The sequence below is a fragment of the Janibacter sp. GS2 genome, assembly GCF_051200835.1.
In the GTDB taxonomy this organism is placed as follows: Bacteria; Actinomycetota; Actinomycetes; order Actinomycetales; family Dermatophilaceae; genus Janibacter.
On the sequence record NZ_CP195161.1, the window covers coordinates 1,302,473 to 1,327,647 of the forward strand.

Here is a 25,175-nt window from a genome sequence, read left to right on the forward strand (position 1 = left end):
GGGGACCGCCCGAGAAGGTGCCGTGCATAGCAGTGATCCACCGCACACGGGTTGGTCCGGCAATCTAGTCCGATCCTGCGGTGCAGGGGGGCCTTGGCGACGACCTTTATCGGAGTGAGACCGGCTGGCCGCAGGACCTCCTGCGGCGAGGGAAAACCCTCATTCGGCCCCGCCGTCCGTCGTTGTGCGCACCTGGCACCTGAAATGCCGGGACACGGCTGCGCCTTGCGCCGTCAGGCGAAGGGGGAGTGTGGAGAAGTCGACGGCCGTGGCGCCGGTGCGCGGCAGGCTCCGTCCATGGACACGCGCATCGCCACCGTCATCACCGGTCTGGGGGGTGTCGCCTCGGCGTCCCGCCTGCAGCGCACGGGGGTCGCTCCGCGGGAGATCACCCGCGCCCTGCGCACGGGCCAGCTCGTGCGGGTGCGGCGCAATGCCCTCGTTGACGGCGCGCTCTGGCACGCGGCCCTGCCGTGGGAGCGACACGCCCTGCGCGCTCGTGCGGTCGCCGCGACCCTGCCGGCCGACTCGGCGCTCGTGCTCAGCCACCACAGCGCGCTCGCCGTGTGGGGGGTGCCCCTGCACGACGTCGATGACCGCGTCCACCTCACCGCGACCGACGGCCGTCGTGGGCGCACCGACGCGCGGGTGAGCTTCCACCGACCCGTGCCCCCTCCCTTCGTCACCCGGCACGAGGGCATCGCGGTGGTCCGGCCCGCGGCCGCGTGCGTCCAGGTGGCGGCGCTCGCCGGCGGCGAGGCGGGGCTCGTCAGTGCCGACGGCGCCCTGCGGGCGAGGAGGTGCACCACGGAGGAGCTCCACGCCGCGCTGACGGCGCTGGGCGCGGCACGGTCCTCCAGGGTCCCGGCGCAGGTGGTGCGCCTCGCCGACCCGCGCATCGAGTCGGCGGCAGAGTCCCGGGCGAGATGGGTCTTCGGCCTGGCCGGCATCCCCCAACCCACGCCGCAGGTCGAGATCCGCGACGAAGGGGGCCGGTTCGTGGCGCGGGTCGACTTCCTCCTCGAGGAGTACGGGGTCGTCATCGAGGTCGACGGGATGGCCAAGTACGAGGACGTCAGGGACCTCCGGGCGGAGAAGGTGCGCGAGGACCGCCTGCGGGAGCTCGGTCACGAGGTGGTGCGCCTCACCTGGGCGGAGCTCGCGGACCCCGTCACCGTGCAGCGCAAGGTCCTCGCCGCGGTCTCCCGGTCACGGGCCCGGGCCAGGGTGACGGCGTCGGGCCCACCCGGCACCTGAAATACCGGGACACAGGTGCGTGCAGAGCCGCCAGGCGAAGGGGGAGGGCGTGGGTGCTCATTTGGGGCGAGCGTGCACTGCCTGAAAGGATGGCCATCATGCCCCTGACTACCCGCAGCGACATCCGAAACGTCGCCATCGTCGCCCACGTCGACCACGGAAAGACCACGCTCGTCGACAAGATGCTCTGGCAGGGGGGAGCCTTCGGCGAGCACGACCACGTCGATGAACGGGCCATGGACAGCGGTGATCTCGAGCGCGAGAAGGGCATCACCATCCTCGCCAAGAACACGGCGATCCACTACAACGGGCCGTCAGCGGCAGCCCACGACGCCCCCGACGGCGCGACGATCAACATCATCGACACCCCCGGTCACGCCGACTTCGGTGGCGAGGTCGAGCGCGGTCTGTCCATGGTCGACGGCGTCGTCCTCCTCGTCGATGCCTCCGAGGGGCCGCTGCCCCAGACCCGCTTCGTGCTGCGCAAGGCGCTCGCGGCGAAGCTGCCGGTCATCCTCGCCATCAACAAGGTCGACCGTCCCGACAGCCGCATCGCGGATGTCGTCGACGAGGCGTACGAGCTCTTCATGGACCTCGACGCCGACGAGGAGCAGATCGAGTTCCCGATCGTGTACACCTCCGGCAAGGCCGGAGCGGCGAGCCTCAGCCGCCCCGACGACGGCACCCTGCCGGACAATGCCGACCTCGAGCCGCTCTTCCGGACGATCATGGAGACGATCCCCGCGCCGTCCTACGAGGACGATGCCCCGCTCCAGGCGCACGTGACCAACCTCGACTCGAGCAACTTCCTCGGCCGTCTGGCCCTGCTGCGCGTCTTCAACGGGGAGGTCCGCAAGGGCCAGCAGGTCACCTGGTGCCGCCACGACGGTACCCAGCACAAGGTCAAGGTCACCGAGCTGCTCATGACCGAGGGCCTGGAGCGCAAGCCGCTCGACGAGGGTGCCGCCCGCCCCGGCGACATCATCGCCATCGCGGGGATCCCCGAGATCATGATCGGCGACACGATCGCCGACGCGGACAACCCCATCCCCCTGCCGGTCATCACCGTCGACGAGCCGGCGATCTCGATGACCCTCGGGACCAACACCTCGCCGCTCGTCGGCCGGGGCAAGACCCGGAGCACGAAGGTCACCGCGCGCCTCGTCAAGGACCGCCTCGACAAGGAGCTCGTCGGCAACGTCTCCTTGCGGGTCCTGCCGACCGAGCGTCCGGACACCTGGGAGGTCCAGGGCCGTGGTGAGCTCGCACTGGCGATCCTCGTCGAGCAGATGCGTCGTGAGGGCTTCGAGCTGACCGTCGGCAAGCCGCAGGTGGTCACCCGTGAGGTCGAGGGCAAGGTCCACGAGCCGGTCGAGCGCCTGACGATCGACACCCCCGAGGAGTACCTCGGGCCGATCACCCAGCTCCTCGCCGCCCGCAAGGGCCGCATGGAGCAGATGACCAACCACGGCACCGGCTGGATCCGGATGGAGTTCCTCGTGCCGTCGCGCGGCCTCATCGGTTTCCGCACGGAGTTCCTCACCGAGACGCGTGGCGCGGGCATCGCCCACCACGTCTTCGAGGGGTACGAGCCGTGGTTCGGCACCATCAGCACCCGCATCTCGGGCTCGCTCGTCGCGGACCGCAGTGGTCCCGTGACGTCCTACGCCATGGTCAACCTCCAGGAGCGCGGCACCCTCTTCATCGAGCCCGGTACCGAGGTCTACGAGGGCATGATCATCGGCGAGAACTCGCGAGCCGACGACATGGACGTCAACATCACCAAGGAGAAGAAGCTGACGAACGTGCGCGCGTCGTCGGCCGACAACTTCGAGAAGGTCGTGCCGCCGCGCCGTCTCAGCCTCGAGCAGTCCCTGGAGTTCTGCCGTGAGGACGAGTGCGTCGAGGTCACCCCTGACGACGTGCGCATCCGCAAGGTCGAGCTCGCGAGCAACCTGCGGGCCCGCTCCGCCGCGCGCGCCCGCAACTCCTGAGAGGAGCGCCGATGCGGCGCACCACCCGTGGCACCATCGCGGCCCTCTCCACCCTCGTCCTCGCGGCGGTGGTGGCGGGCTGCAGCGACGACGCGGGCGAGGGCGAGTCCTCGACGTCGGCCAGTCGGGGCCAGGTCTCCGGCCCCGACGACCGACTGACGGTGCTCTCCGCCGGGCCGGTGCAGGCCTGGGACCCGCAGCGCATCACCGATCGCCGCACCGCCGGCTTCGCCTCGCGGATGTGGATGCGCACGCTCACGGCCTACCCGCCGGAGTCGGCCCTCGCCGGTCAGCGCACGCTCGCGGCCGACCTCGCCGAGGACACCGGGCGCGCCAACTCGGACGCCACGACCTGGACCTTCTCCCTTCGCTCCGGGGCGACCTGGCAGGACGGCTCGGCGATCACGTGCGAGGACGTGCAGTACGGCGTCTCCCGGTCCTTCGACGACTCGGTCGCCTCCAGCGGCTACGCCCTGACCTATCTGGACATCCCGAAGAACTCGGACGGCTCCTCGCGCTACCCGGGTCCGCACGGCAAGGACGGGGACACCGCGTCGTCGCGCGAGCTCCTCGAGGACGCGGTGGAGTGCACCGACGACTCGACCGTGATCTTCCACCTCGCCGAGTCCGTCGGCAACTTCGACGAGATCGTCTCGTTGCCGGAGTTCGCTCCCTTCAAGGAGGCGGAGGACGACGCCGGGAAGGCCGCGACCTACGGTGCCTTCTCGTCGGGCCCCTACGAGCTCAAGGACGGGTGGACCGCGTCGAAGGGCGGTACCTGGGTGCGCAACGCCGAGTGGGACCGCGCGTCCGACCCCCTGCGCCGCACCGGTCCGACCTCGGTCCTGCACCAGGAGGGCGTCGAGCCCAAGGACGCCCTGGCCGAGATCGTCGACGGCGAGGACGGCGGCCGCACCCTGGCCCTCGACCCGATGCCGGCATCGCTCGGCCCCGCCCTCGACGAGGCCGGTGACGTGGCGCAGTCCGTCGACACCGACGGCCAGCTCGTCGACTACCTCGCCGTCAACGCCGAGAGCACGCCGCTGCGCTCGGTCAGGGTGCGCCGCGCGCTGGCGGCAGCCACCGACCGCGAGGCGTACGCCGAGGGCGTCGGCACCGGCACCTCGACCTGGTCGCTGCTCGGCACCGCCCTCCCCTCCGCCCACGAGACGGTCCTCGACCACGGCCCCACCGGTGACGTCGGCGCCGCGAAGACACTGCTCCGGGAGGCGAAGGTCGGCACCCCGGTGGAGCTCACCCTGGCCCACCGCGAGGACGCACCGCTGGACGAGGCCCTGACGGACCTGCTCCCGCGGTGGAAGGAGGCGGGCTTCGACGTGAGCCTCGAGCCGATCGCGGGCGAGGACTACTTCGAGGAGATCAGCTCTCGTCGGGTCGCCGAGGAGCACGACCTCGTGTGGGCCAACTGGGGCCCGGACCACCCGTCCGCAGCGACCGTGCTGCCGCCGCTCTTCGACGACCGGATCAACCTGACGAAGACCTCCGTCGGCCGCGATTACGGGCTCTGGGCCGACGAGGACGTCACCACGGCGATGGATCGCGCGATCGGGACGCGCGACCGCGACGACCGGGCCACCGCCTGGTCGGACATCGACACCGATCTCCTCCGCGATGGCGCCTACCTGCCGCTGCGCCAGAGCCGCCTGACCTATGTCGCCGGCTCCGAGGTGACCTCTCTCGTCGGCAACCCCGTCCAGGGCGGGATGCCCGAGATGGGGATCATCGGGGTGGGCACGTGAGCGCCCGTCTGCTCTTCGTCCACGCCCACCCCGACGACGAGTCGCTGGCCACGGGGGTGGCCATCGCCCACCACGTCTCGGCGGGCGACGAGGTGCACGTCCTCACGTGCACCCTGGGTGAGCAGGGCGAGGTCATCCCGCCGGAGCTGGCGCACCTCGACGCCGACCACGAGGACACCCTCGGTGAGTACCGGCGCGACGAGCTGAGGGCCGCCATGGCGGCGATCGGGGCCCGGCACCGGGTCCTCGGCGAGGACCAGCGCAGCGGGCGCGTCTCCCGGTGGCGCGACTCGGGGATGGCGGGCGCCGCCGGGGCCCGGCACCCTCGGGCCTGGGTGCGCGCAGACGACTCCGTGGCCGTCGAGGCCGTGACCGAGGTGCTCACCGAGGTCGAGCCGGACGTCGTCATCACCTACGACGCGCAGGGCGGCTATGCCCACCCCGACCACATCCGCACCCACGAGGTGACCCGGTGGGCCGTGACCGCCATGGACGAAGGGAGGCGACCGGACCTCTTCGGGACCTTCACCCCCCGCTCGTGGGCGGAGGAGGACCGGCGTGTCCTCGCGGCCCTCCCGGGGGTCTCGGAGCGCGGCTGGTCCCAGCCGACGGGGGACTTCCCCCCCTCGGTCGTCGACGACGAGATCGTGACGCACGCCGTCATCGACCCCGAGGCCGTGGAGCGGCAGGTGTCCGCCCTGCGCCACCACCGCACCCAGGTGAGCCTCGGACCCGAGGGGACCTACGCGCTGTCCAACGACGTCGCCGCCCGGCTGCCCGGGCGCGAGGGCTACGCCCGGCTCGACCTGACCACCGGCGAGCCGGTGCGGGCCTCCCGGGGCGAGCGGGCGGCGCTGGTGGACCGGTGATGGAGGGAACCGGGCCCGCCACCCTGCGGCACGCGATGGGTCACTTCGCCACCGGGATCGCGGTGGTGACGACCCTCGAGGACGGGCACGACCACGCGATGACCGCCAACTCGCTGACCTCGGTCAGCCTCGAACCGCCCCTCGTGCTCGTCTGCGTCCGCCAGGAGTCGGGCTGGCTGGAGGCGGTCGTCTCCTCGCGGGTGTGGGGCGTCTCGCTCCTGCCCCTCGCGAGCCGTCCGGCGGCGAGCTGGCTCAGCTCCGGAGGCCGGCCGCTCTACGGTCAGCTCGCGCAGATCCCGCACCATCGCGGTGAGCTGGACGTGGCCCTCCTCGATGACGCGCTGGCGACCCTCGAGTGCCGCACCCGGGACATGCACGACGCCGGCGACCACGTGATCGTCGTCGGTGAGGTCGTGTCCAGCCGGGCGGACCCGCACAGGGATGATCCACTGATCTACTACCGCAGCCGCTACACGAGCACGAGGTGACCCCCATGGCACACGACGACACCTGGATGGGCGACGAGGAGGTCACCCACCGCGGCCGCGGCCGCGCGATCCTCGCCGGCGCCTTCGTCGTGGTGGTCATCGCTGCCCTCTACGCGCTCGCGGCGATCTACTTCGGAGACCGTGTCCCCGCCGACACGCACGTCAGCGGGGTCTCGCTCGGGGGCAAGAGCGAGACCGAGGCCCGGGAGGCTCTCGAGGACGGCCTCGCCGAGGAGGCCGCCGAGCCGGTCGTCGTCGTCGTCGAGGGCAAGAAGCACCTGATCAAGCCCGCCAATGCCGGCCTGACCTACGACTACGACGCGTCCCTCGAGGGGCTGACCGGGTTCAGCATCAACCCCGTGGACCTCTACGAGCAGGCGACCGGCGGCATCGACCGTGAGGTCGAGGTGGCCGTCGACGAGGACCAGCTCGCCGACGCCGTCGACGCGAAGACCGCGAGCCTCGACCGCAAGCCCGTCGAGGGCACGGTGGCCCTCGAGGGTGCCAAGGTCACGCAGACCGCGTCCAAGCCCGGCCTGACGGTCGAGCGCGACGAGCTCACCGGGATGATCGCCGACGGCTGGCCGCAGAAGCACGAGTTCGCGGCGCCGACGAGCACGCCCGCCCCCGAGCTCACCCAGGACACGATCGACACCTTCGTCGAGAAGGACCTCGAGCCCCTGGTCTCCGGGCCCGTCAAGGTCACGAGCACCGACCCCACGGCGAAGGGGTCCGATAAGGACATCTCCTTCACCCTGAGCGCCGAGCAGGTCGCGGCCGCGGTCACGGTGAAGACGACGGACGGCACGCTCGCGGCGGACGTCGACGAGAAGAAGCTCGCGGACACCACCTCGGCTGCGGCAAAGTCCTCAGGGCTCTTTCGTGCGGCCAAGGAGGCCGGGGTCGTCCACCGCGGGGGTGACTCCTTCGACGTCACGCCGTCGAGCAGTGGTCTCGCGCTCGACGAGAAGGGGATCGGCGCCAAGGTCGCCCAGGCGATGACGAAGACCGGCGGCAAGCGTGTCGCCTCCGTGACGTCCACCGAGCAGAAGCCGGACTTCACCACCGCGGAGGCGAAGAAGACCCTCCCGAAGGAGCAGATCTCGACCTTCACGACCTACCTGCCGGACAACCCGGTGCGCACGGGCAACATCAAGATCGCCGTGCGTGACCTCGACGGTGCCTACGTGGCCCCGGGCGAGACCTTCTCCCTCAACCAGCAACTGGGTGAGCGCACCCCGGGCAAGGGCTACGAGAAGGCCGGTGTCATCTCCGGCGGCCGCCTGGCCAACGACTACGGCGGCGGCATCTCGCAGCTGTCGACGACGCTCTTCAACGCCGTCTTCTTCTCCGGGGCGCGGATCGAGGAGTTCCACCCGCACTCCTTCTACATCTCGCGTTACCCGGAGGGGCGTGAGGCGACGATCTCGTGGCCGAACGTCGACAACCGTTTCACCAACGACACCGGTGCCGGCATCCTCATCTCGACCTCGATCAAGGGCGATGCGCTCACCGTGAGCTTCCGCGGGCGTGCGGCCTACGACGAGATCAAGGCGACCAAGAGCGCACGCAAGAACGTCGTCCCGCCGAAGACGATCACCGACGACGACAAGGACTGCGTCGCGCAGTCCCCGGCGCCCGGCTTCTCGGTCGACATCGGCCGCAAGTTCATCAAGGACGGCCGCACGGTGAAGTCCTCCGACTTCACGACGACCTACATCCCCCAGGACGACGTCACCTGCACCGGCTGAGCCCGCAGCGGCCTCAGCCGGCGGGGTAGCACAGCACGGGTCCGCGGACCCGGACACCGACGAGAGCGCCGGGTTCGGGGGTCTCGAGGCCATTCGTCCGCGCGAGGATCTCCCGGCCCCCGTCGAGCCGGAGGTGCACCATCGCCTGGGCGCCGTGGAAGAGGGAGTCGAGCACGACCGCGGGGCTCCCGCCGGCCTCGACGCCGGCCAGGTCGAGCTGCTCCGGGCGGACGACGACCTCCACCTCGTCGCCGGCCGTCCCCGGCCCCTCGCGCACGGGCAGCACCCCGAGGTCGCAGGTGACGCCACCCCCGGTGAGTGACCCCGGCAGCGAGACGATGTCACCGAGGAAGGCGGCCTCCCGGACGTCGTGGGGACGGGCATAGACCTCGCGCGGCGATCCGACCTGGCTGAAGGCCCCGTCGCGCATGATCGCCACCTGGTCGGCGAAGGACAGGGCTTCCTGCTGGTCGTGGGTGACGAGGATCGCCGTCGCCCCGGTCTGCTCGAGCGCGGCGGCGACGGCGGCCCGGGTGCTCGCGCGCAGGGCGGTGTCGAGCGACGAGAAGGGTTCGTCGAGGAGGATGACCTTGGGGTTGAGCGCGAGCGCACGCGCCAGGGCGATGCGCTGCTGCTGGCCACCGGAGAGCTCGTCGGGGCGGCGTCGGGAGAGGTCCGGGTGCAGGCCGACGAGCTCGAGGAGCTCGGCCACCCCCCTTCGCCGCCGTCGTGCCGGACGGGGCATGCCGAAGGTGATGTTGCCGGCGACGTCGAGGTGCGGAAAGAGACCACCGTCCTGGCGCACGTAACCGACGCCGCGGCGCTCCGGCGGCATCGCCTTCCCGGCTCCGGCGACCACGGTGCCGCCGATCCGCACCTCACCCGCACCGGGGGCGAGGAAGCCGGCGATCACGCGCAGGAGGGTCGTCTTGCCGCAGCCGGACGCCCCGAGGACGGCGGTCGTCGTCCCCGTGCCCACGGTGAGGTCGACGTCGCGCAGGACCGGCGCACCGCCGTACCCGACACGGATTCCTCGGATGTCCACGGTACTCATCGTTGGATCCCACTCTGTCGAAGCATCAGGAAGGTCAGTGGAGCGGACAGGACGATCATCATGGCCGCGTAGGGGGCGGCGCTCGCGTAGTCGAACTCGTCGCTGGCGGCCCAGAAGGCCGTCGCCAGGGTCGAGGTGCCGGTCGGGGAGAGCAGCAGCGTCGCGGTCAGCTCCGTGGCCGTGGCGATCGCGACGAGCGCCGCCCCGGTGAGGATGGACGGGAGGATCAACGGCAGGGTGACCCGGCGGAAGGCGGTCAGCGGCCCGTTGCCGAGCGAGCGGGCGGCCTCGCCGAGCTCCGGTGGGGCCGCGGCCAGGCCGGAACGAAGGGAGATCATCGCCCGGGGGACGAAGAGGATGGTGTAGCCCAGGACGAGGACGTAGGGGCTCTGGTAGATCGCCGGGAGGTAGCTCACGGTGAGGGCGATCATGGCCAGGCCGACGACGGCGCCGGGAAGGGAACTGGCGACGTAGGTGGCCCGCTCCAGCAGCAGCACCCGGCCGGAACGCTGCCGGCTGAGCAGCCACGCCCCGGGCAGGGCCATGACGATCGCCAGGACCGCGGCCGCGAGGGCGAAGGAGACCGACGACCAGGTCGTCAGGAGCAGCGACGGGCGCGGGTAGGCCGCGGTCTCGGAGCTCGTGAGGTGCGCGACGAGCCACCGCCCGACGGTGGTCACGGGCACGACGAGGGCGACGACGATCACGACGCCCAGGGCGGCGCTGGCCACCGGGGCCCAGCGCCCGAGGCGTACGGGCGCAGGGCGACGGTGCACCCCGCGGCCGACCCGGGAGGTGCGAGCGCTGCCGCGCAGGATGTGCTCCAGGGTGAGGACCGTGACGCACAGCAGGGCGAGGACGAGGGCGAGCAGACTGCCCTGGTTGCTGCTGAAGCTCACCTCGTACTGCTCGAGGATCGCGGTGGTGAAGGTCGGGAAGCGCATCATCTCGAGCACCCCGAACTCGGCGAGCAGGTGCAGCGCGACGAGCAGCGCGCCACCGCTCATCGCGGGGCGCAGTCGGGGCAGGACCGTGCGCCGCCAGGCGGAGAAGGGCCCGGCACCGAGGGCACGGGCGTCGTCCTCGGGTGAGGCGTCGAGGTCGCGCAGGATCGCGGCGACCGGCAGGTAGACGAAGGGGAAGTACGCGGCCGTGGTCACGAGGACGGCTCCGCCGAGGCCGTCGAGACCGGGCCACAGGGAGATCCACGCGTAGCTGGCGACGAAGGCGGGAACGGCCAGTGGTGCGCCGAGCAGCACCCGCCAGACCCCGGCGGCAGGCAGGTCCGTGCGCTCGACGAACCAGGCGGCTCCGACGCCGATGACGAGACACGCCGGCACGGTGGCGAGCACGAGCAGGGTGGTGTTGCCCAACAGCTCGCCGACCCGGGGGCGGACCAGGTAGTCGAGGGCGTTGCTCGGGGAGGTGGCCAGACCGTCGGTCGCGACGACCGCGAGGGGGAGCATCGTGATGGCCGCGACGAGGATCGCCGCGGCCGTCACGAGCCGCCTAGAGGATGCCGGCATCCGTCATCAGTTGCGTGACCTTCTCCGACTCGAGGCTGAACGGGTCGACGGCGGGGGCCTCGAGGGACTCCAGCGGCGGCAGAGCGGGGTCGGACGTCGCGCCCTTCGCGACCGCGTACTCCATGGAGCCGCTGTCCTGGAGGAGCTGTTGACCCTCGTCGGAGAGGAGGTAGGCGATGAACTGCTGGGCCTCCTCGGGCTGGTCGGCGTTCTTGAGCACGCCGCCCGCGGAGAGGCTGACGAAGGCGCCCGGGTCCTCGTTCTTGAAGTAGTGCAGCTTGGTGTTGGCGGTGCTCTCACCCGTCTCGGCCTGGTCGCGGTACCAGTAGTAGTGGTAGATCACGCCCATCGGGACCTCGCCGGCGTTGACCGCCTTCATCGTGGCGACATTGTGCTTGTAGCTCTCCGAGTTCTCCTGCAGACCGTCGAGCCAGTCGGCGGTCTCCTCCTCGCCCTTGTCGGAGAGCATGCCGGCGACGATGGCCTGGAAGTCCGCGCCCGTGGCGCCCGCGCCCCACTTCCCCTTGAACTCCGGCTCGGCCAGGTCCATGAGGGAGGTCGGCAGCTCGTCCTCGGAGACCAGGTCCGGGTTGTAGACGAGCACGGTCGAGCGGGCGGCGATGCTGGTCCACGCCCCGCTGGAGGGCCGGCGCTCCTCCGGGACGAGCGCGAGGGTCTTCTCGTCGACCTGGGCGAGCAGGTCGTCGTTCTCGACGAGGGTCATCGCCGGGCTGTTCTCGGTGAGGAAGACGTCGGCGGGGGACTCCGCGCCCTCCTCGACGATCATGTGACCCATCGAGGCGTCCTTGCCGTGGCGGACCTGGGTCTCGATGCCGGTCTTCTCCTCGAAACCCTTGGCCCAGGCCGTGGTGAGGTTGTCGTGCTGACTGGAGTAGATCTGCAGTGCGTCCGGGTCGGGGGAGTACCCGTCACTGGACCCGCCGCAGGCCGTCAGGGCCAGGGCGGTGGAGGTCAGGGCGGTGGTGAGGACGACGCGTCGGCGCATGGGGTGGGTTCTCCGGTGGTCGGGGTCGGGGACTCGAGGGCACGATGAGGTCGGTCAGCGCGCGGGTCGGGGGGTGCAGCAGGGCCCAGGCGAGCACGCCGGCGGCCACGGAGAGCGCGAGCGCGAGGACACCGTGATCCACGTGGGGAAAGACCTGGAACTGCACCAGGTAGATGTGCAGGGACGCGGCCGCGAGCAGGCCGGTGAGCGGGACCAGGAGGCGCGGCAGCGGCACCCGGGGCACGAGGGCCAGGACGATGACGGCGGCCGCGACGGTCGCCCCACGCGTGGGGTCGGCGAAGAAGCCCACCATCCCGATGACCGTGAGGGCGAGGGTCGCCAGCTGCTGACGACGGGTCGTGGCCACTCCGAGGGCCAGCCCGATGGCGAAGAGCCAGAGCACGCTGCCCGGCAGTCCGCTGATCGACCCCGTGGGGTCGGGGATGAGGATCCACCGCGGTACGAGGGCCAGTGCGGCGAGCGCCATGCTCCACTCCCACGGCGAGCGAAGGTACCGCCGTTGCAGGGACGGCACGGCCGACAGCGCGAGGACGAGCACCACGCAGGCGAGCAGCGCCTCGACGAACCAGAGGTGCACCCGCGGCCCGCGCTCGACGGTGCCGAAGAGCCAGTTGACGAGGAAGACGTTGGCCCAGCCGTACCCACCTCCGGTGAGGCGCACGGCGAGCGCGACGAGCATCGACGGCACGAGGAGGGTCAGCAGCGAACGCACCCCGCGACGACGCTGCTGGGCCGGGTCGGGGGTGTCCAGGGTGAACCGGGCCATCGACCAGCCGGCGAGGACGAGCAGCGCGTGCGCTCCACCGGGCCAGCTGACGAGACCGATGTGCGAGGCGCAGATGGCCAGGACCGCCATGGCACGCAGCGCCACCGGGGTCTCGACCCAGTGGAGATGGCGCCCCTGGTCCCGGGCCGCCCCGGCCAGCTGGCGAAGGGGGAGCCGGTGCCAGGCGGTCGGGAGGGGTCCCAGGACCCGCTCGAGGTGCAGGGAGGTCTGCACGACGCTGTACGAGTCGCCGCCGAGCTGTGCGAAGGACCGGTCGGGGTCGACCTCGTCCCGGCCCAGCGCGTCGGCGACGATGCCGGTCACGCGGGCCAGCCGGTCACCGCTCACCGGTGCCGGGCCCTGCGACCCGGCGACGAGCGCGCGAGAGCGAGTGCGGTCGACCTTGCCGTTGGACAGCCGTGGGAGCTCGTCGGTGGCGGCGACGAGCACTCCGGCCGGTGGGAGTGCCGCCGTCCGGGCGACGATCTGGCGCGCCCCCGCGACCGCCGACTCGTCCGGGCCGCGGCTGACCAGGGCGACGAGGAGGTGTCGGTCATCGGCGGTGACCACGGCCTCGTATCCGGCATCGGTCAGCGCCGCCTCGACCCGGCCGAGGTCGATGCGCAGTCCCATGACCTTGGCCACGGCGTCCCGGCGCCCCACGACCCGCACGAGACCGTCGGGACCGACCCGGCCGAGGTCGCCCGTGCGCAGTTGCGTGGTCATCCGCCCCAGGGCGAGGTCGTCGGGGTGCTCGGCGTAGCCGAGCATGACCCCCGGGCCGGTGAAGACGAGCTCGCCGATCTCGTCGGTGCCACCGGGGACGTCGTGGTCGAGGTGGAACGAGGAGTCGTTCACGGCCCAGCCGACGGCGTCGGGGGCGAGGGCGGTGTGCGAGCCGGGCAGGACCGACATCCGGGCGGTGGCCTCGGTCTGCCCGTACATCACCGCGAGCTGCCACCCCTTCGTGCGACCCCGCTCGGCGAGGTGCTGCACCCGCTCGGCCGCCATGGCGCCGCCGGCCTGGGTGAGCAGGCGCAGCCCGGGGTGGTCCTCGCGCAGGCGGTCGTCGATGAGGTCGAAGGTGTGGGGCACGCCGGCGATGATGCTCGTGCGGGTCTCGTCCACGAGACGCCAGAAGCGGTCGCTGGTCACCGACTCCCGCGTGAGCACGAGGCTGCCGCCGGCCCGCAGCACGGCGTGGACCCAGGACAGGCCGTAGCAGTAGTGCAGCGGCAGCGAGGTGATCGCCCGGTCGTGCTCGGTCAGCTCGAGGCCGGCAGCGATGGCGTCGGCATTGGCCACGAGGTTGGCGCGGGAGAGCCGCACGAGCTTCGGGCTGCCCGTGCTGCCGGAGGTGGACAGGAGCAGGGCCAGGTCCGGGTGCAGCAGGTGCTGGGGGGTGGTCGCGAGCACCTCGAGGTGCCCGGCCCGCCCGATCCGCAGGTCGGGCGGGAAGGCGGTGGTGATCGTCCCGGCGGAGCCGTCGGTGACGAGGGCGACGTGCCCGGCGGCCAGCGTGGCCAGGTAGCTGACGACGCCCGCCAGGTCGGCCGTCGGGGTCAGGTGGACCAGGCGGCGGCCCGTCCGCACGTCGGGGAGCCGGGCCGCGAGGTCCTCGACCGACCGCGCGAGGTCGGCGTGGCTGATGCTCCGCCCGTCGTCGACGACTGCCACGCGGCCACCGGGGTGCGTGAACGGGGTCCAGCGCCGGGGCGGGGCCTCGGGAGCGGTCGACTCTGCCGGGGCGGCCTCCGCGGGCGCGCGCTCACGGACCGTGCTCGTCGACATGCAGGGAAGCCTAACCTCAGTCGAGGGGGAGGGCCTAACCTCGGTCCCGTGAGTGACCTCGAGCCGGCGCCCCCCGGCCCCGTCGTGTGGTGGGCCGACCTGACCGCTGCGGATCTCTCGCTGGTCGCGTGGCTCGATCCCGACGAGCGGGCCCGCCTCGCCGGCATCGACCGTGTCGCGGACCGGGGGCGATTCCTCGTCGGGGCGGCGCTGCTGCGCGTGGCGGTCGCGTCAGCGACCGGCCGGCCGCGGGTGGAGGTCGTCGTGACGCGCACCTGCAGCGGGTGCGGGCAGCCCCACGGGGCCCCCCGGGTCGCCGGGACCGCGGTGAGCGTCGCCCACGCCTCGGGGCTCGTGGCCGTCGCCACCGCGGCTGGCCTCGTGGGTGTCGACGTCGAGCGCGTCGACCGGGGCGGGGACATGACGGCGTGGGTGCGGGACGAGGCCCGGTACAAGGCGACGTCCGCTGTCGACGGTCGCGCGCCGGCCATGCAGACGGTGCCCCTGACCCCGCCGCTGCCCGGGTACCGCGCGGCGGTGGTGCTCCCGGCGAGCGAGACGGGCGCCGTCGTCGTCCACGACCCCGCGACCTCCGCGAGGGCCCTGCGCGGCTGAGGGGGCGCGCTCAGCCGGTGCGTCGCGGGCCGAGGTAGACGTACTCGTGGTGCGGGCGCATCCCGAGATCGAGGTAGAGCGACCGGGCCGCGACGTTGTCGCGCTCCACCTGCAGGTAGGTCAGGGACGCGCCGGCGTCCGCGGCGGCCCTGGCGGCCTCCTGGGTGAGCCAGCGGCCGACCCCCTGCCCGCGGTGCGAAGGGGGGACGTGCAGCCCGAAGATCCCGGCCCACCCGTCGGCCAGGGCGACGCGCACGACGCCGACGACGGCCCCGTCGTGGGCGGTGAGGAAGATCTGGCGTGTGGGCACCGAGAGGACCTCCCGTGCGGTGGCGAGGTGCTCGAGGAGCCGCGGCGAGCCGCCGGCGAACCACTCCTCGTCGGGGTGCTCGCTGCGTCGCACGCTCAGGCCGGTCGGGGCGGGAGCGGGCGCGTCGAGGAGTGTGTCGGTCCACCCGGTGAGCACGTCGACGACGGGGAGCTCGCGGTGGCCGCGGGCCAGGAGCAGGGCGCCGAGGGAGTCGTCCGCGGTGGCCGCGCCGATCGGCCGGGGCAGCATGACGAGCGGGGCGAGCCCGCGCGCCGCGTACCAGGCCTCGACCGCGTCGACGGCCTCCGGCAGCGGGAGGTCCGGGGAGCCCACGGGCAGAGCGGAGTTGGAGCGCCCGGTCCAGCCGCCACCGGCCCGGAGCAACCACCCTTCGCCCGCGTCGCCGAGCCAGGACTCCTCGAGCCCGGGCTGCCCCTTCGTCATCACGAGGTGGAGGTCCTCGATGCCGATGGCCCGGTGCGGGGCGCCTCGGCGGGTGGGCTTCGGTGGGATCGTGCGGGCGGCCACGACGTGGTCGCGACGCAGCTCGATCTCGCCCGTGCGTGTGCTGATCCGCACCGTGACCTCGTCGACGTGCGTGAGCTCACCGACGGTGTCCGTCAGCGTCGGGCCGCTGCTGGGTGCCGGGTCGATGCGGGTGCGGACGGCGACGCGCGCGCCTGCGGTGAGACCCGCGACGAGATCACTCATGGGGCGACATAGTATGTGGGCCATGACGTACGTGATCGCGCAGCCATGTGTCGACCTCAAGGACAAGGCCTGCATCGAGGAGTGTCCCGTCGACTGCATCTACGAGGGCAAGCGCAGTCTGTACATCCACCCCGACGAGTGCGTGGACTGCGGCGCCTGCGAGCCGGTGTGTCCCGTCGAGGCCATCTACTACGAGGACGACACCCCCGAGGAGTGGGCCGAGTACTACAAGGCCAATGTCGAGTTCTTCGACGACCTCGGCAGCCCCGGTGGCGCCGCGAAGATGGGCATGATCGACAAGGACCACCCGATCATCGCCGTGCTGCCCCCGCAGGAGCACCCGGAGTGACGACCGCAGGACCGTCGTGATCTCGTCACTGCCTGATTTTCCCTGGGACTCGCTCGCTCCTGCCAAGGAGCGGGCGAGAGCCTTTTCCTCGCCCGACGCGGCGCAGGGGGAGGGCATCGTCGACCTGTCGGTCGGCACGCCGGTCGACCCGACCCCGCAGGTGGTGCAGGAGGCGTTGCGGGAGGCCGCGGACGCCCCCGGCTACCCGCAGACCTGGGGCACGGCGGACCTGCGGGAGGGCGTTGCCGCGTGGTTCGCCCGCCGGCGGGGGGTCCCGGACGTCGACCCCGACTCCGTGCTGCCGACCCTGGGCTCGAAGGAGCTCGTCGCGTGGCTGCCCACCCTGCTGGGTCTCGGCTCCGGTGACGTCGTCGGCTTCCCGACCGTCGCCTACCCGACGTACGACGTCGGCGTGCGGATCGCGGGGGCCACCCCCTTCGCCGCGGACGCCACGACCGCCTTCGGCCCGACGACCTCGTCCAGCGCACCGAAGCTGTTGTGGCTCAACACCCCGAGCAACCCCACCGGCACCGTCCTGGGCGTGGAGCACCTGGCCAAGGTCGTCGCCTGGGCGCGGGAGCGTGGCGTGGTCGTGGCCTCGGACGAGTGCTACGCCGAGCTGGACTGGCGCACCGAGGATGAGCGCGGGGAGTCCTTCGCGGACCTGCCGACGACGCCGAGCATCCTCGACCCACGCGTCTCGGGTGGGTCCCACGAGGGCCTGCTCGCCGTCTACTCGACGTCCAAGCAGTCCAACCTCGCGGGCTACCGCGCGGCCCTCGTCGCCGGTGACCCGACCCTGGTGGGTCAGCTGCTCGAGGTGCGCAAGCACGCCGGGATGATCGTGCCGTGGCCCGTGCAGCGGGCGCTCCTCGCGGCCGTGTCCGACGACGACCACGTGGCCGCGCAGCGCGAGCGCTACCGGGTACGGCGGGAGGTGCTGCGCCCGGCGCTCGAGGGCTTCGGGCTGCGCGTGGACGAGTCCGCGGCCGGGCTCTACCTCTGGGCGAGTGCGCAGGAGCCCTGCCGGGCCACGGTCGAGCGACTGGCCGAGCGCGGCATCCTCGTCGCGCCCGGTGAGTTCTACGGGCCCGCGGGGCGCGAGCACGTGCGGGTGGCCGTCACCGCCAGCGACGAGCGGATCGCCGCTGCGGCGGCCCGACTGGCGCGCTGAGCCACGCGCGGACCCGGTCCGTTCCTCGGGCCCACGTGGTGGGGCAGCGCTCGGCTGGGGTAGTTTTTGGGGTGAGACACCGCATGCCCGGGGCCACCGCCTCCGCGGCACGGCACGACCGAAGGGCTGATACTTCATGACCGATGACGCCACCTTCTCCGCCGCGGGCAAGGACCTGACCTTCCCGCTGGTCAAGGCCAGCGAGGGCAACGACGGATACAACATCTCGACGCTGCTGAAGGAGACCGGCAACGTCACGCTCGACACCGGCTTCGTCAACACCGCCGCCTGCAGCTCGGACATCACCTACATCGACGGCGACCAGGGGATCCTGCGCTACCGCGGCTACCCGATCGAGCAGCTGGCGGGGAAGTCGACCTTCGTCGAGGTCGCCTACCTGCTGATCTACGGCGAGCTGCCGACGTCCGACCAGCTGGGGCAGTTCGAGGAGCGCATCCGGCGGCACACGATGCTCCACGAGGACCTCAAGGCCTTCTTCAACGGCTTCCCGCGGGACGCGCACCCGATGCCGGTGCTCTCCTCCGCGGTCTCCGCGCTGGGCACCTTCTACCAGGACAGCCTCGACCCCTTCGACCCGGAGCAGGTCGAGATCTCCACGGTCCGCCTCCTCGCGAAGCTGCCGACGATCGCCGCCTACGCGCACAAGAAGAGCGCCGGCCAGCCCTTCCTCTACCCGGACAACTCGCTCAGCCTGACCGAGAACTTCCTGCGGATGACCTTCGGCTTCCCGGCCGAGCCCTATGAGCTCGACCAGGAGGTCGTCAAGGCCCTCGACCAGCTGTTCATCCTGCACGCGGACCACGAGCAGAACTGCTCGACCTCGACGGTGCGCCTCGTCGGCTCCGCCCACGCGAACCTCTTCAACTCGGTCTCCGCGGGCATCCACGCCCTGTCCGGTCCGCTCCACGGCGGCGCCAACCAGGCGGTGCTGGAGATGCTCGACCAGATCCAGGCCTCCGACGACGGCGCCGAGACCTTCATGAAGCGGGTGAAGAACAAGGAGGACGGCGTCCGGCTCATGGGCTTCGGGCACCGCGTGTACAAGAGCTACGACCCGCGCGCGGCGATCGTCAAGGACACCGCCCACTCCATCCTCGAGAAGATGGGCGACAGCGAGCAGCTCGAGATCGCCATGAAGCTCGAGGAGATCGCGCTGGCGGACGACTACTTCGTCGAGCGCAAGCTCTACCCGAACGTCGACTTCTACACCGGCCTGATCTACACCGCGCTGGGCTTCCAGCCGAAGATGTTCACCGCCCTCTTCGCCATCGGTCGCCTCCCGGGCTGGATCGCCCAGTGGCGCGAGATGATCGAGGACAAGGACACGAAGATCGGCCGCCCGCGCCAGATCTACACCGGCCCCACCGAGCGTGACTACGTGGGCATCGACCAGCGCTGACCCACCGCGCACGGCCACGCCGATCCCCTTCGTCCATCGCGGACGGAGGGGATCCGTCGTGGAGGGGCGAAGGGGGCGTCAGCCTCCGTGGAGGGTCACCCGGACCGACGTCGCGGGCAGGGACTCGTCCGCATCGCGCCACTGCATGGCGCTGTCGCCGGCTCCGCGGGTCCACTGCCGATCACCGACCTGCACCGAGGTGACGTTGCGGGCCTTGGCCTGGGCGACGGACCAGGCACCCACGGACCAGGCGCGGCGGGCGTCGGGGGCGGTGACCGAGACGACCTGCCCCTCGGCGGTCGCGGCCTGACCGGTCTGCTCGGACACCGCCGCGACGAAGGTGTCCGGTCGGCCCTGCGCGGTCGGGTCGTCGAGGCGGCAGACGAAGCCCTCGGGGGAGTGGCCGGACAGGGTCGAGGCGATGATCCGGCCCTGGTACTCGTGGTCCGCGTAGGCCTCGGGGTACCCGCTGCGCTGGACCTCCTGGGCGATCTCGGTGATGCGCATGTCGGTCCAGCCGTCCACCGCGACGAGGGCGTCGTAGAAGGCATTCGTCGCGTAGAGCGGGTCCTGCAGCTGCTCGACGGTGCCCCACCCCTGGCTCGGCCGCTGCTGGAAGAGCCCCACCGAGTCGCGGTCACCGTAGGTGAGGTTGCGCAGCTTCGACTCCTGGATGGCCGTCGCGACGGCGATCGTGCCGGCGCGGGCGGGCAGATCGCGCTTGACCCCGAGCGTGACGATCGTGCTGGCGTGGTTCATCTGGTCGGGCCGAAAGCTCACGCTCTGCGACAGCGCCGTGGCCTCGCACTGCTCCCCGAGGAAGAGACCGATCTGGTCCCGGAGGTACCAGACGCCGAGGCCGGCCACGAGGCCGACGACGCACAGGGCGCCGACGACCTTCGGCCAGAGGGGACGGCGCTCCTCGGCGAGGGGCGGGTGGGGTCGGCGCACCTGTCAGTCGTTGGCGTGGAGGGCGTCGTTGAGGGCGATGCCGTGACCGGTGCGGTCCCGGGCCTCGACGGCGCCGGTGACGGAGTTGCGGATGAAGAGCAGACCGGGGCGTCCGGACAGGTCGGCGGCCTTGACGACCTCCCCGGCGGGCAGGGTGACCTTGGTGCCGGCCGTGACGTAGAGGCCGGCCTCGACGACGCAGTCGTCCCCGAGGGCGATGCCCACGCCTGCCTCGGCGCCGACGAGGCAGCGCTCGCCGATGGAGACGCGCTCGGTGCCGCCGCCGGAGAGGGTGCCCATCGTCGAGGCGCCGCCACCGATGTCGGAGCCGTCGCCGATGACGACGCCCTGGCTGATGCGACCCTCGATCATCGAGGTGCCGAGGGTGCCGGCGTTGAAGTTGACGAAGCCCTCGTGCATGACCGTGGTGCCGGAGGCGAGGTGGGCACCGAGACGCACGCGGTCGGCGTCGCCGATGCGCACGCCGGCGGGCGTGACGTAGTCGGTGAGGCGGGGGAACTTGTCGATGCTCGTCACCTGGACGGGACCGCGGGCGCGCAGGCGGGCGCGGGTGGCTTCGAAACCCTCGACGGCGCAGGGGCCGTGGTTGGTCCACACGACATTGCTCAGCTGGCCGAAGAGACCGTCGAGGTTGATCGAGTTGGGCCGCACGAGACGGTGGGACAGGAGGTGGAGACGCAGGTAGGCGTCGGAGGCACCCTCGGGGGCGGCATCGAGGTCGATGCTCACCGTGACGACCTCGGTGCGCACCCGCCGGGCGGTGTCCTCGCCGGCGATCGCGAGCAGCTCCTCGGGGACCTGCGCGGCCTCCGGTGCCTCGCCGAGGGCGGGTTCGGGGTACCAGGTGTCGAGGATGGAGCCGTCGGTGGTCAGGGTGGCCACGCCATGGGCCCAGGCAGCGCGCGTCGTCGTCATGGCCCAGATCCTACGAAACCTCGCCGGCATCCTCTGACTCCCGCGCCATACGAGCTACTGCAGGCAGTAGTTCGTATGGCGCGCAGTAGGTCGACATGCTGCTGTCGATACGAGGTGCGGCTGACGTTGACGGCGACCGTGACCCTCGGGGCCGATGACGGCGAGGGACGAAGGGAGGGATCCCCCCTTCGACGTCAGGCGCCGGCGAGGGCCAGCGCAGCCATGATGCGCTCCTTGACGAGCTGCGGTCGGCCGAGGTCGGCCCACATGAGCCTGACGAGGACGTGGCCGCGCCGCCGCAGGTCGTCCTCGCGGCGTTTTTCGGCGACGAGGTCCGCCTTGCTGTCGTACTTCACGGCGCCGTCGAACTCGATGATCACTCTGGTGCCCGCAACGAGGAAGTCCACCCGCCACGGGCCGATCCACACCTGGGGCTCGAGGTCGAAGCCCAGTTCGCGGCAGACCTGGGCGGTGCGGGTCTCCCCAGGGGACTCGTGACGGCCGTCGACGTCCGCGAGGGCGCGACGCACACCGGCCGCCCCACGGGTTCCCATGGGGATACCGGCAGCGGCCACCTCGAGCTGTCGGGGAGTCACCAGACCTCTGGCGACTGCGGCGTCGGCGGCGACGAGCGCAGCCTCCGGGCTGGCGGCGACACCTGTGTGGACGATGGCCATTGCGGGTTCGGCGCACCAGATCGGCGTGGTGAGCACCGGATCGCGAGCCACCTCGACGAGCTGGGGTCCACGACTCCAGACGGTGTGATCACGGCTGCGCCGCGTGGTGGCCGAGGTCTCGCGGATGAGGTGGACGCGCTCGAGTGTGGCGCGGTCAACGGGTAGACCCCACGCGACGAGTGCCGACTGTGCGGTGGCCGCTGACATGCCGCGCTGGCGGCCGAGGATGGCCACGGTGCGCAGGAGGTGAAGATCTTCGGCATCGGCCGGCTGGTCTGCAGACCACGCGCCACGCGTGAGATGCCGCAGCTCGCCCCCCTTCGCCATGGCCACCAGTCGAAGACGGGCGATGCCGGCTCTTTCGGCTGCAGCCGTGGTGAAGACCCGATTGATCGCCACACCACGCAGGATCGTGAGTTCGTCGGCCATGACGGGAGTCTGGCGCGCAGGCGCCATCGGCCCGCGGCTTCATCCACAGCACCCGGCTCGTCAGCAGTAGTTCGTATCTTCTGCCGTACGTCGAGCTACTGCAGGCGATACGAGCTACTGCCTGCAGTAGCTCGTATCGCGGGGGGAGGGGCGGGAAGGGGGCGGACTAGGGTGGCGGGCATGCCCAGCCTCGATCTCACCGCCGACGTCGTGACGCTCACCCAGCAGCTGTGCGACATCGAGTCCGTCAGCCACGACGAGGGGGCGATCGCCGACGCCGTCGAGGCCGCGCTGCGCCCGCTCGAGCACCTGGAGGTCACCCGCCGCGGGCACACCGTCATCGCCCGCACCGACCTGGGGCACGACGAGCGGGTTGTCCTCGCCGGCCACCTCGACACCGTGCCGCTCACGAGCGACCCGGCCAACCTGCCGACCCGGCGGGAGGAGCGTGGTGGAGTCGACGTTCTCTGGGGCCGTGGCACCGTCGACATGAAGGGCGGTGTCGCCGTCCAGCTCAAGGCCGCGCTCGTCCCCGAGCCGAGTCGTGACGTCACCTTCCTCTTCTACGAGGCCGAGGAGGTCGACGGGATCTACAACGGTCTCGAGCTCCTCGCGGGGTCCGACCCCGACCTCCTCGAGGCCGACTTCGCCGTCCTCCTCGAGCCGACCAGTGCCGTGGTCGAGGGGGGGTGCAAGGGCACGATGCGCGTCGAGGTCGTCCTCAAGGGCATCGCCGCGCACTCCGCCCGCCCATGGAACGGCCACAACGCCATCCACGACGCCCACGAGGTCCTGGCCGCGCTCGCCGCGCACGAGGAGGCGACCGTGAGCGTCGACGGGCTCGACTACCACGAGGCGCTCCAGGCCGTCGGGATCACCGGCGGCATCGCCGGCAACGTCATCCCCGACACCTGCAGCGTGCTCATCAACTACCGCTTCGCCCCGGACAAGGACGCCGAGGCCGCGCTGGCGTACGTCCAGACGGTCCTTCCGGGTCGTGAGCTGCACCTGCGTGACCTCGCCGAGGGCGCCCGCCCCGGCCTCGACCGCCCGGCGGCACAGGCCTTCGTCGCCGCGCTCGATGTCCCCGTCGGCCCCAAGGAGGGGTGGACCGACGTGGCCCGCTTCGCCGCGCTGGGCATCCCCGCGGTCAATTTCGGTCCCGGCGACCCGAACCTCGCCCACCACGACGACGAGCGCTGTCCGGTCGAGCAGATCACCGCGGCGGAGGCCGCGGTGCTGAGGTGGCTCGCGTAGGGTCGCGGGCGTGAGCGATCAGGGGAAGAAGCCCGTGTCCGAGCGCTGGTACCACAAGGGGCCCGTTCTCATGCGCGGCCGTCAGGTGCCCAAGTCGACGACCGACCAGCGCCTCCTCGACGACCGTGGGCACGCCGACTGGCTGCACACCGACCCGTGGCGGGTCCTGCGGATCCAGGCCGAGTTCGTCGAGGGCTTCGGTGCGCTCGCGGAGCTCGGCCCCGCGGTGAGCATCTTCGGCAGCGCCCGGGTGCCGGTCGACTCGCCCTGGTACGCGAAGGGGGTCGAGCTCGGCCGTCTCGTGTCGGACGCCGGCTACGCCGTCATCACCGGCGGCGGCCCCGGCGCGATGGAGGCCGCCAACCGCGGTGCCCGGGAGGCCGGCGGCACGAGCGTCGGCCTGGGGATCGAGCTGCCCTTCGAGGCGGGTCTGAACCCCTACTGCGACCTCGGCATCAACTTCCGCTACTTCTTCGCTCGCAAGACGATGTTCGTCAAGTACAGCGAGGGCTTCATCGTCCTGCCCGGTGGCTTCGGCACGCTCGACGAGGTCTTCGAGGCCGTCACCCTCGCACAGACCGGCAAGGTGACGAGCTTCCCGATCGTGCTCGTCGGGATCGACTACTGGCGGGGCCTCGTCGACTGGTTGCGCGACTCCGTGCAGGCGGGCGGGATGATCGGCGAGAGCGACATCGATCGTCTCCACCTCACCGACGACCTCGAGGACGCCGTCGAGCACCTCAAGCGCGAGTCCGCGCGGGTGCGGCCCGAGCCCGGTCAGCAGCCGGAGTGATCTCGTGATCTGGATCGTCCTCCTCCTCGTCGCGCTCGTCGTCGTCGTCGGCTTCGCCGCAGTGATCACCGGTCGGCTGACGCCCGACCCCATGGCCGACCCGGTCAGCTCGACCCCGGACCACGGGCTGCCCCCGGGCGACTTCCGGGCGGAGGCCATCGACGGGGTCCGCTTCGACACCGCCCTGAGGGGGTATCGGATGGATCAGGTCGACGAGGTCATCGACCGCCTCCGGGTGCACATCGCCGAGCTCGAGTCCGTGGTCGGTCCGGTGTCGTCGACGGCAGAGCCGCTGGGGCGCACCGCCCCCGGAGGGGACGAGCGCGACCGCGCCTGATCCCGTGGGGGCCTCGCGGGCCCTGGTCTCCCTCCTCGCCGCGACGGATCGACGCGGCGCCACGGATTAGGCCGAGCGCGCTGCAGGGGTGGATAATGGGCCCCCAGAGACGACGCGAGGGCGTCGAGCGGTCGGTGGACGTGCCGGCTGCGTTTGATCGAAGGGAACGCACATGGCGGCAATGAAGCCACGCACGGGGGACGGTCCGCTCGAGGTGGTCAAGGAGGGACGCGGCATCGTGCTGCGCATGCCCCTCGAGGGCGGTGGTCGCCTCGTCGTCGAGATGAAGCCCGACGAGGTCCTGGCCCTCGGCGAGGCCATCGACAACTGTGACGGTCTGAAGAAGTAGCGCCGCGGCGAGAGCCCCCGGACGAGTGTCCGGGGGCTCTCGTGCGTCCCGGTGGGGATCGCCGCCCGTGCGCGCCGGCGCACGTCGAGAGCGCCCGCCGGCCGTTCGGATGATGACACGGGGCTCCTCAGCGTCGGAGCCACTGGTTACGGTGCTCGGACACTGCTGACGTGGCGCGACCGGCTCACCGAGTCGGAGCAGCCCGAGGGGAACTGATGAACGCTGGATACGGACTCACCGTCCGCTGGTCGCTGACCGATGCGCCCGAGGGAGTCGCCGCGGAGTTGCGCGAGTACGTCGTCGGCACCTCGATGGCGAACTTCATGTTCCTCGACGGGCTCGCCTTCAAGACCTGGCGGATGCGCGAGGGGCAGTGGTTCGAGGGCACCTACGTCTTCGGGGAGGCCAAGGACCGCGACGAGTTCTGCGAGGACTTCACGGCGAAGGCCGAGGACTCGCCCGGCAGTCGGATCGTCGGCTCGCCACCGATCGAGATCGAGCCCTTCGAGGTCGTCGCGATCGCCGAGGGACCGGCCCAGTTCCGCCGCGGCCCCGGCCCGGGGAGCGCCTGAGCGCCACCCGCC

General features: G+C 71.7%; 23 protein-coding genes. 15 read left to right on the plus strand and 8 right to left on the minus strand.

The window, feature by feature from the left end; genetic code table 11:
- The first annotated feature begins 297 nt into the window (after window positions 1-297).
- The 6 genes from ACR9E9_RS06450 (at window position 298) to ACR9E9_RS06475 (ending at window position 8,119) form a co-directional block, all read left to right on the plus strand.
- Entirely contained in the window at window positions 298-1,257 is a 960-nt protein-coding gene (locus tag ACR9E9_RS06450; protein WP_435202835.1) for a hypothetical protein, read from the plus strand.
- A 98-nt stretch (window positions 1,258-1,355) separates the two neighbouring features.
- Window positions 1,356-3,251: a translational GTPase TypA gene (gene typA, locus ACR9E9_RS06455; protein ID WP_435202837.1), complete on the plus strand. Its 1,896-nt coding sequence runs from the start codon at window positions 1,356-1,358 to the stop codon at window positions 3,249-3,251.
- A gap of 11 nt (window positions 3,252-3,262) precedes the next feature.
- A complete protein-coding gene (locus ACR9E9_RS06460) occupies window positions 3,263-5,011 on the plus strand; it encodes an ABC transporter substrate-binding protein (RefSeq protein ID WP_435202839.1) in 1,749 nt (582 codons plus the stop codon).
- Complete coding sequence (mshB, locus tag ACR9E9_RS06465; protein WP_435202840.1) at window positions 5,008-5,880, plus strand: N-acetyl-1-D-myo-inositol-2-amino-2-deoxy-alpha-D-glucopyranoside deacetylase; 873 nt, start codon at window positions 5,008-5,010, stop codon at window positions 5,878-5,880. Before ACR9E9_RS06460 ends, mshB begins: the two co-directional genes overlap by 4 nt.
- Complete coding sequence (locus ACR9E9_RS06470) at window positions 5,880-6,368, plus strand: flavin reductase family protein (protein ID WP_435202842.1); 489 nt, start codon at window positions 5,880-5,882, stop codon at window positions 6,366-6,368. Before mshB ends, ACR9E9_RS06470 begins: the two co-directional genes overlap by 1 nt.
- A 5-nt stretch (window positions 6,369-6,373) precedes the next feature.
- Window positions 6,374-8,119 (plus strand): VanW family protein, encoded by a 1,746-nt coding sequence (locus ACR9E9_RS06475; protein WP_435202844.1) that lies wholly within the window; start codon window positions 6,374-6,376, stop codon window positions 8,117-8,119.
- Window positions 8,120-8,132: 13 nt separating this feature from the next.
- On the opposite strand, the gene ACR9E9_RS06480 is transcribed toward ACR9E9_RS06475, so the two are convergent.
- Genes ACR9E9_RS06480 through ACR9E9_RS06495 form a run of 4 tightly spaced genes read right to left on the minus strand, consistent with a single transcriptional unit; the run spans window position 8,133 to window position 14,283 of the window.
- Window positions 8,133-9,173 carry an ABC transporter ATP-binding protein gene (locus tag ACR9E9_RS06480; RefSeq protein WP_435202846.1) on the minus strand — a complete coding sequence of 347 codons (1,041 nt, stop codon included), beginning with the start codon at window positions 9,171-9,173 and terminating at the stop codon, window positions 8,133-8,135.
- Window positions 9,170-10,699 (minus strand): ABC transporter permease, encoded by a 1,530-nt coding sequence (locus tag ACR9E9_RS06485; RefSeq protein ID WP_435202848.1) that lies wholly within the window; start codon window positions 10,697-10,699, stop codon window positions 9,170-9,172. The genes ACR9E9_RS06480 and ACR9E9_RS06485 overlap by 4 nt, the downstream gene beginning before the upstream one ends.
- Window positions 10,683-11,705 (minus strand): iron ABC transporter substrate-binding protein, encoded by a 1,023-nt coding sequence (locus ACR9E9_RS06490; RefSeq protein WP_435202850.1) that lies wholly within the window; start codon window positions 11,703-11,705, stop codon window positions 10,683-10,685. The genes ACR9E9_RS06485 and ACR9E9_RS06490 overlap by 17 nt, the downstream gene beginning before the upstream one ends.
- A complete protein-coding gene (locus ACR9E9_RS06495) occupies window positions 11,629-14,283 on the minus strand; it encodes an AMP-binding protein (RefSeq protein WP_435202852.1) in 2,655 nt (884 codons plus the stop codon). Before ACR9E9_RS06495 ends, ACR9E9_RS06490 begins: the two co-directional genes overlap by 77 nt.
- Before the next feature lie 48 nt (window positions 14,284-14,331).
- On the opposite strand from ACR9E9_RS06495, the gene ACR9E9_RS06500 reads away from it, so the two are divergent.
- Window positions 14,332-14,898: a 4'-phosphopantetheinyl transferase family protein gene (locus tag ACR9E9_RS06500; protein WP_435202854.1), complete on the plus strand. Its 567-nt coding sequence runs from the start codon at window positions 14,332-14,334 to the stop codon at window positions 14,896-14,898.
- 10 nt (window positions 14,899-14,908) lie between these two features.
- Here ACR9E9_RS06500 and ACR9E9_RS06505 read toward each other — a convergent pair whose 3' ends face one another.
- Window positions 14,909-15,919 (minus strand): GNAT family N-acetyltransferase, encoded by a 1,011-nt coding sequence (locus ACR9E9_RS06505; RefSeq protein WP_435202856.1) that lies wholly within the window; start codon window positions 15,917-15,919, stop codon window positions 14,909-14,911.
- Window positions 15,920-15,941: 22 nt separating this feature from the next.
- On the opposite strand from ACR9E9_RS06505, the gene fdxA reads away from it, so the two are divergent.
- From fdxA to ACR9E9_RS06520, 3 genes are all read left to right on the plus strand, one after another.
- Window positions 15,942-16,268, plus strand: a complete 327-nt coding sequence (fdxA, locus tag ACR9E9_RS06510) for a ferredoxin (RefSeq protein ID WP_435202858.1) — start codon at window positions 15,942-15,944, stop codon at window positions 16,266-16,268.
- Between the two features lie 16 nt (window positions 16,269-16,284).
- Complete coding sequence (gene dapC / locus ACR9E9_RS06515) at window positions 16,285-17,442, plus strand: succinyldiaminopimelate transaminase (RefSeq protein WP_435202860.1); 1,158 nt, start codon at window positions 16,285-16,287, stop codon at window positions 17,440-17,442.
- 136 nt (window positions 17,443-17,578) lie between these two features.
- Complete coding sequence (locus ACR9E9_RS06520) at window positions 17,579-18,862, plus strand: citrate synthase (RefSeq protein ID WP_435202862.1); 1,284 nt, start codon at window positions 17,579-17,581, stop codon at window positions 18,860-18,862.
- Between the two features lie 78 nt (window positions 18,863-18,940).
- On the opposite strand, the gene ACR9E9_RS06525 is transcribed toward ACR9E9_RS06520, so the two are convergent.
- From ACR9E9_RS06525 to ACR9E9_RS06535, 3 genes are all read right to left on the minus strand, one after another.
- Window positions 18,941-19,813 (minus strand): hypothetical protein, encoded by an 873-nt coding sequence (locus ACR9E9_RS06525; protein WP_435202864.1) that lies wholly within the window; start codon window positions 19,811-19,813, stop codon window positions 18,941-18,943.
- Between the two features lie 3 nt (window positions 19,814-19,816).
- Window positions 19,817-20,749, minus strand: coding sequence for a 2,3,4,5-tetrahydropyridine-2,6-dicarboxylate N-succinyltransferase (dapD, locus tag ACR9E9_RS06530; protein WP_435202866.1), 933 nt, complete (start codon window positions 20,747-20,749; stop codon window positions 19,817-19,819).
- Between the two features lie 194 nt (window positions 20,750-20,943).
- A complete protein-coding gene (locus tag ACR9E9_RS06535) occupies window positions 20,944-21,855 on the minus strand; it encodes an endonuclease domain-containing protein (RefSeq protein WP_435202868.1) in 912 nt (303 codons plus the stop codon).
- 180 nt (window positions 21,856-22,035) lie between these two features.
- Here ACR9E9_RS06535 and dapE point away from each other — a divergent pair, with 180 nt between their 5' ends.
- The 5 genes from dapE (at window position 22,036) to ACR9E9_RS06560 (ending at window position 25,163) form a co-directional block, all read left to right on the plus strand.
- Window positions 22,036-23,112: a succinyl-diaminopimelate desuccinylase gene (gene dapE / locus ACR9E9_RS06540; protein ID WP_435202870.1), complete on the plus strand. Its 1,077-nt coding sequence runs from the start codon at window positions 22,036-22,038 to the stop codon at window positions 23,110-23,112.
- Between the two features lie 10 nt (window positions 23,113-23,122).
- Entirely contained in the window at window positions 23,123-23,905 is a 783-nt protein-coding gene (locus ACR9E9_RS06545) for a TIGR00730 family Rossman fold protein (RefSeq protein ID WP_435202872.1), read from the plus strand.
- A 4-nt stretch (window positions 23,906-23,909) separates the two neighbouring features.
- Complete coding sequence (locus ACR9E9_RS06550) at window positions 23,910-24,242, plus strand: DivIVA domain-containing protein (RefSeq protein WP_435202874.1); 333 nt, start codon at window positions 23,910-23,912, stop codon at window positions 24,240-24,242.
- A gap of 172 nt (window positions 24,243-24,414) precedes the next feature.
- Window positions 24,415-24,591 carry a DUF3117 domain-containing protein gene (locus tag ACR9E9_RS06555; RefSeq protein WP_435202876.1) on the plus strand — a complete coding sequence of 59 codons (177 nt, stop codon included), beginning with the start codon at window positions 24,415-24,417 and terminating at the stop codon, window positions 24,589-24,591.
- Window positions 24,592-24,806: 215 nt separating this feature from the next.
- On the plus strand, window positions 24,807-25,163 hold the full coding sequence (locus tag ACR9E9_RS06560; protein ID WP_435202878.1) for a hypothetical protein: 357 nt from the start codon (window positions 24,807-24,809) through the stop codon (window positions 25,161-25,163).
- The last annotated feature ends 12 nt before the right edge of the window (window positions 25,164-25,175 follow it).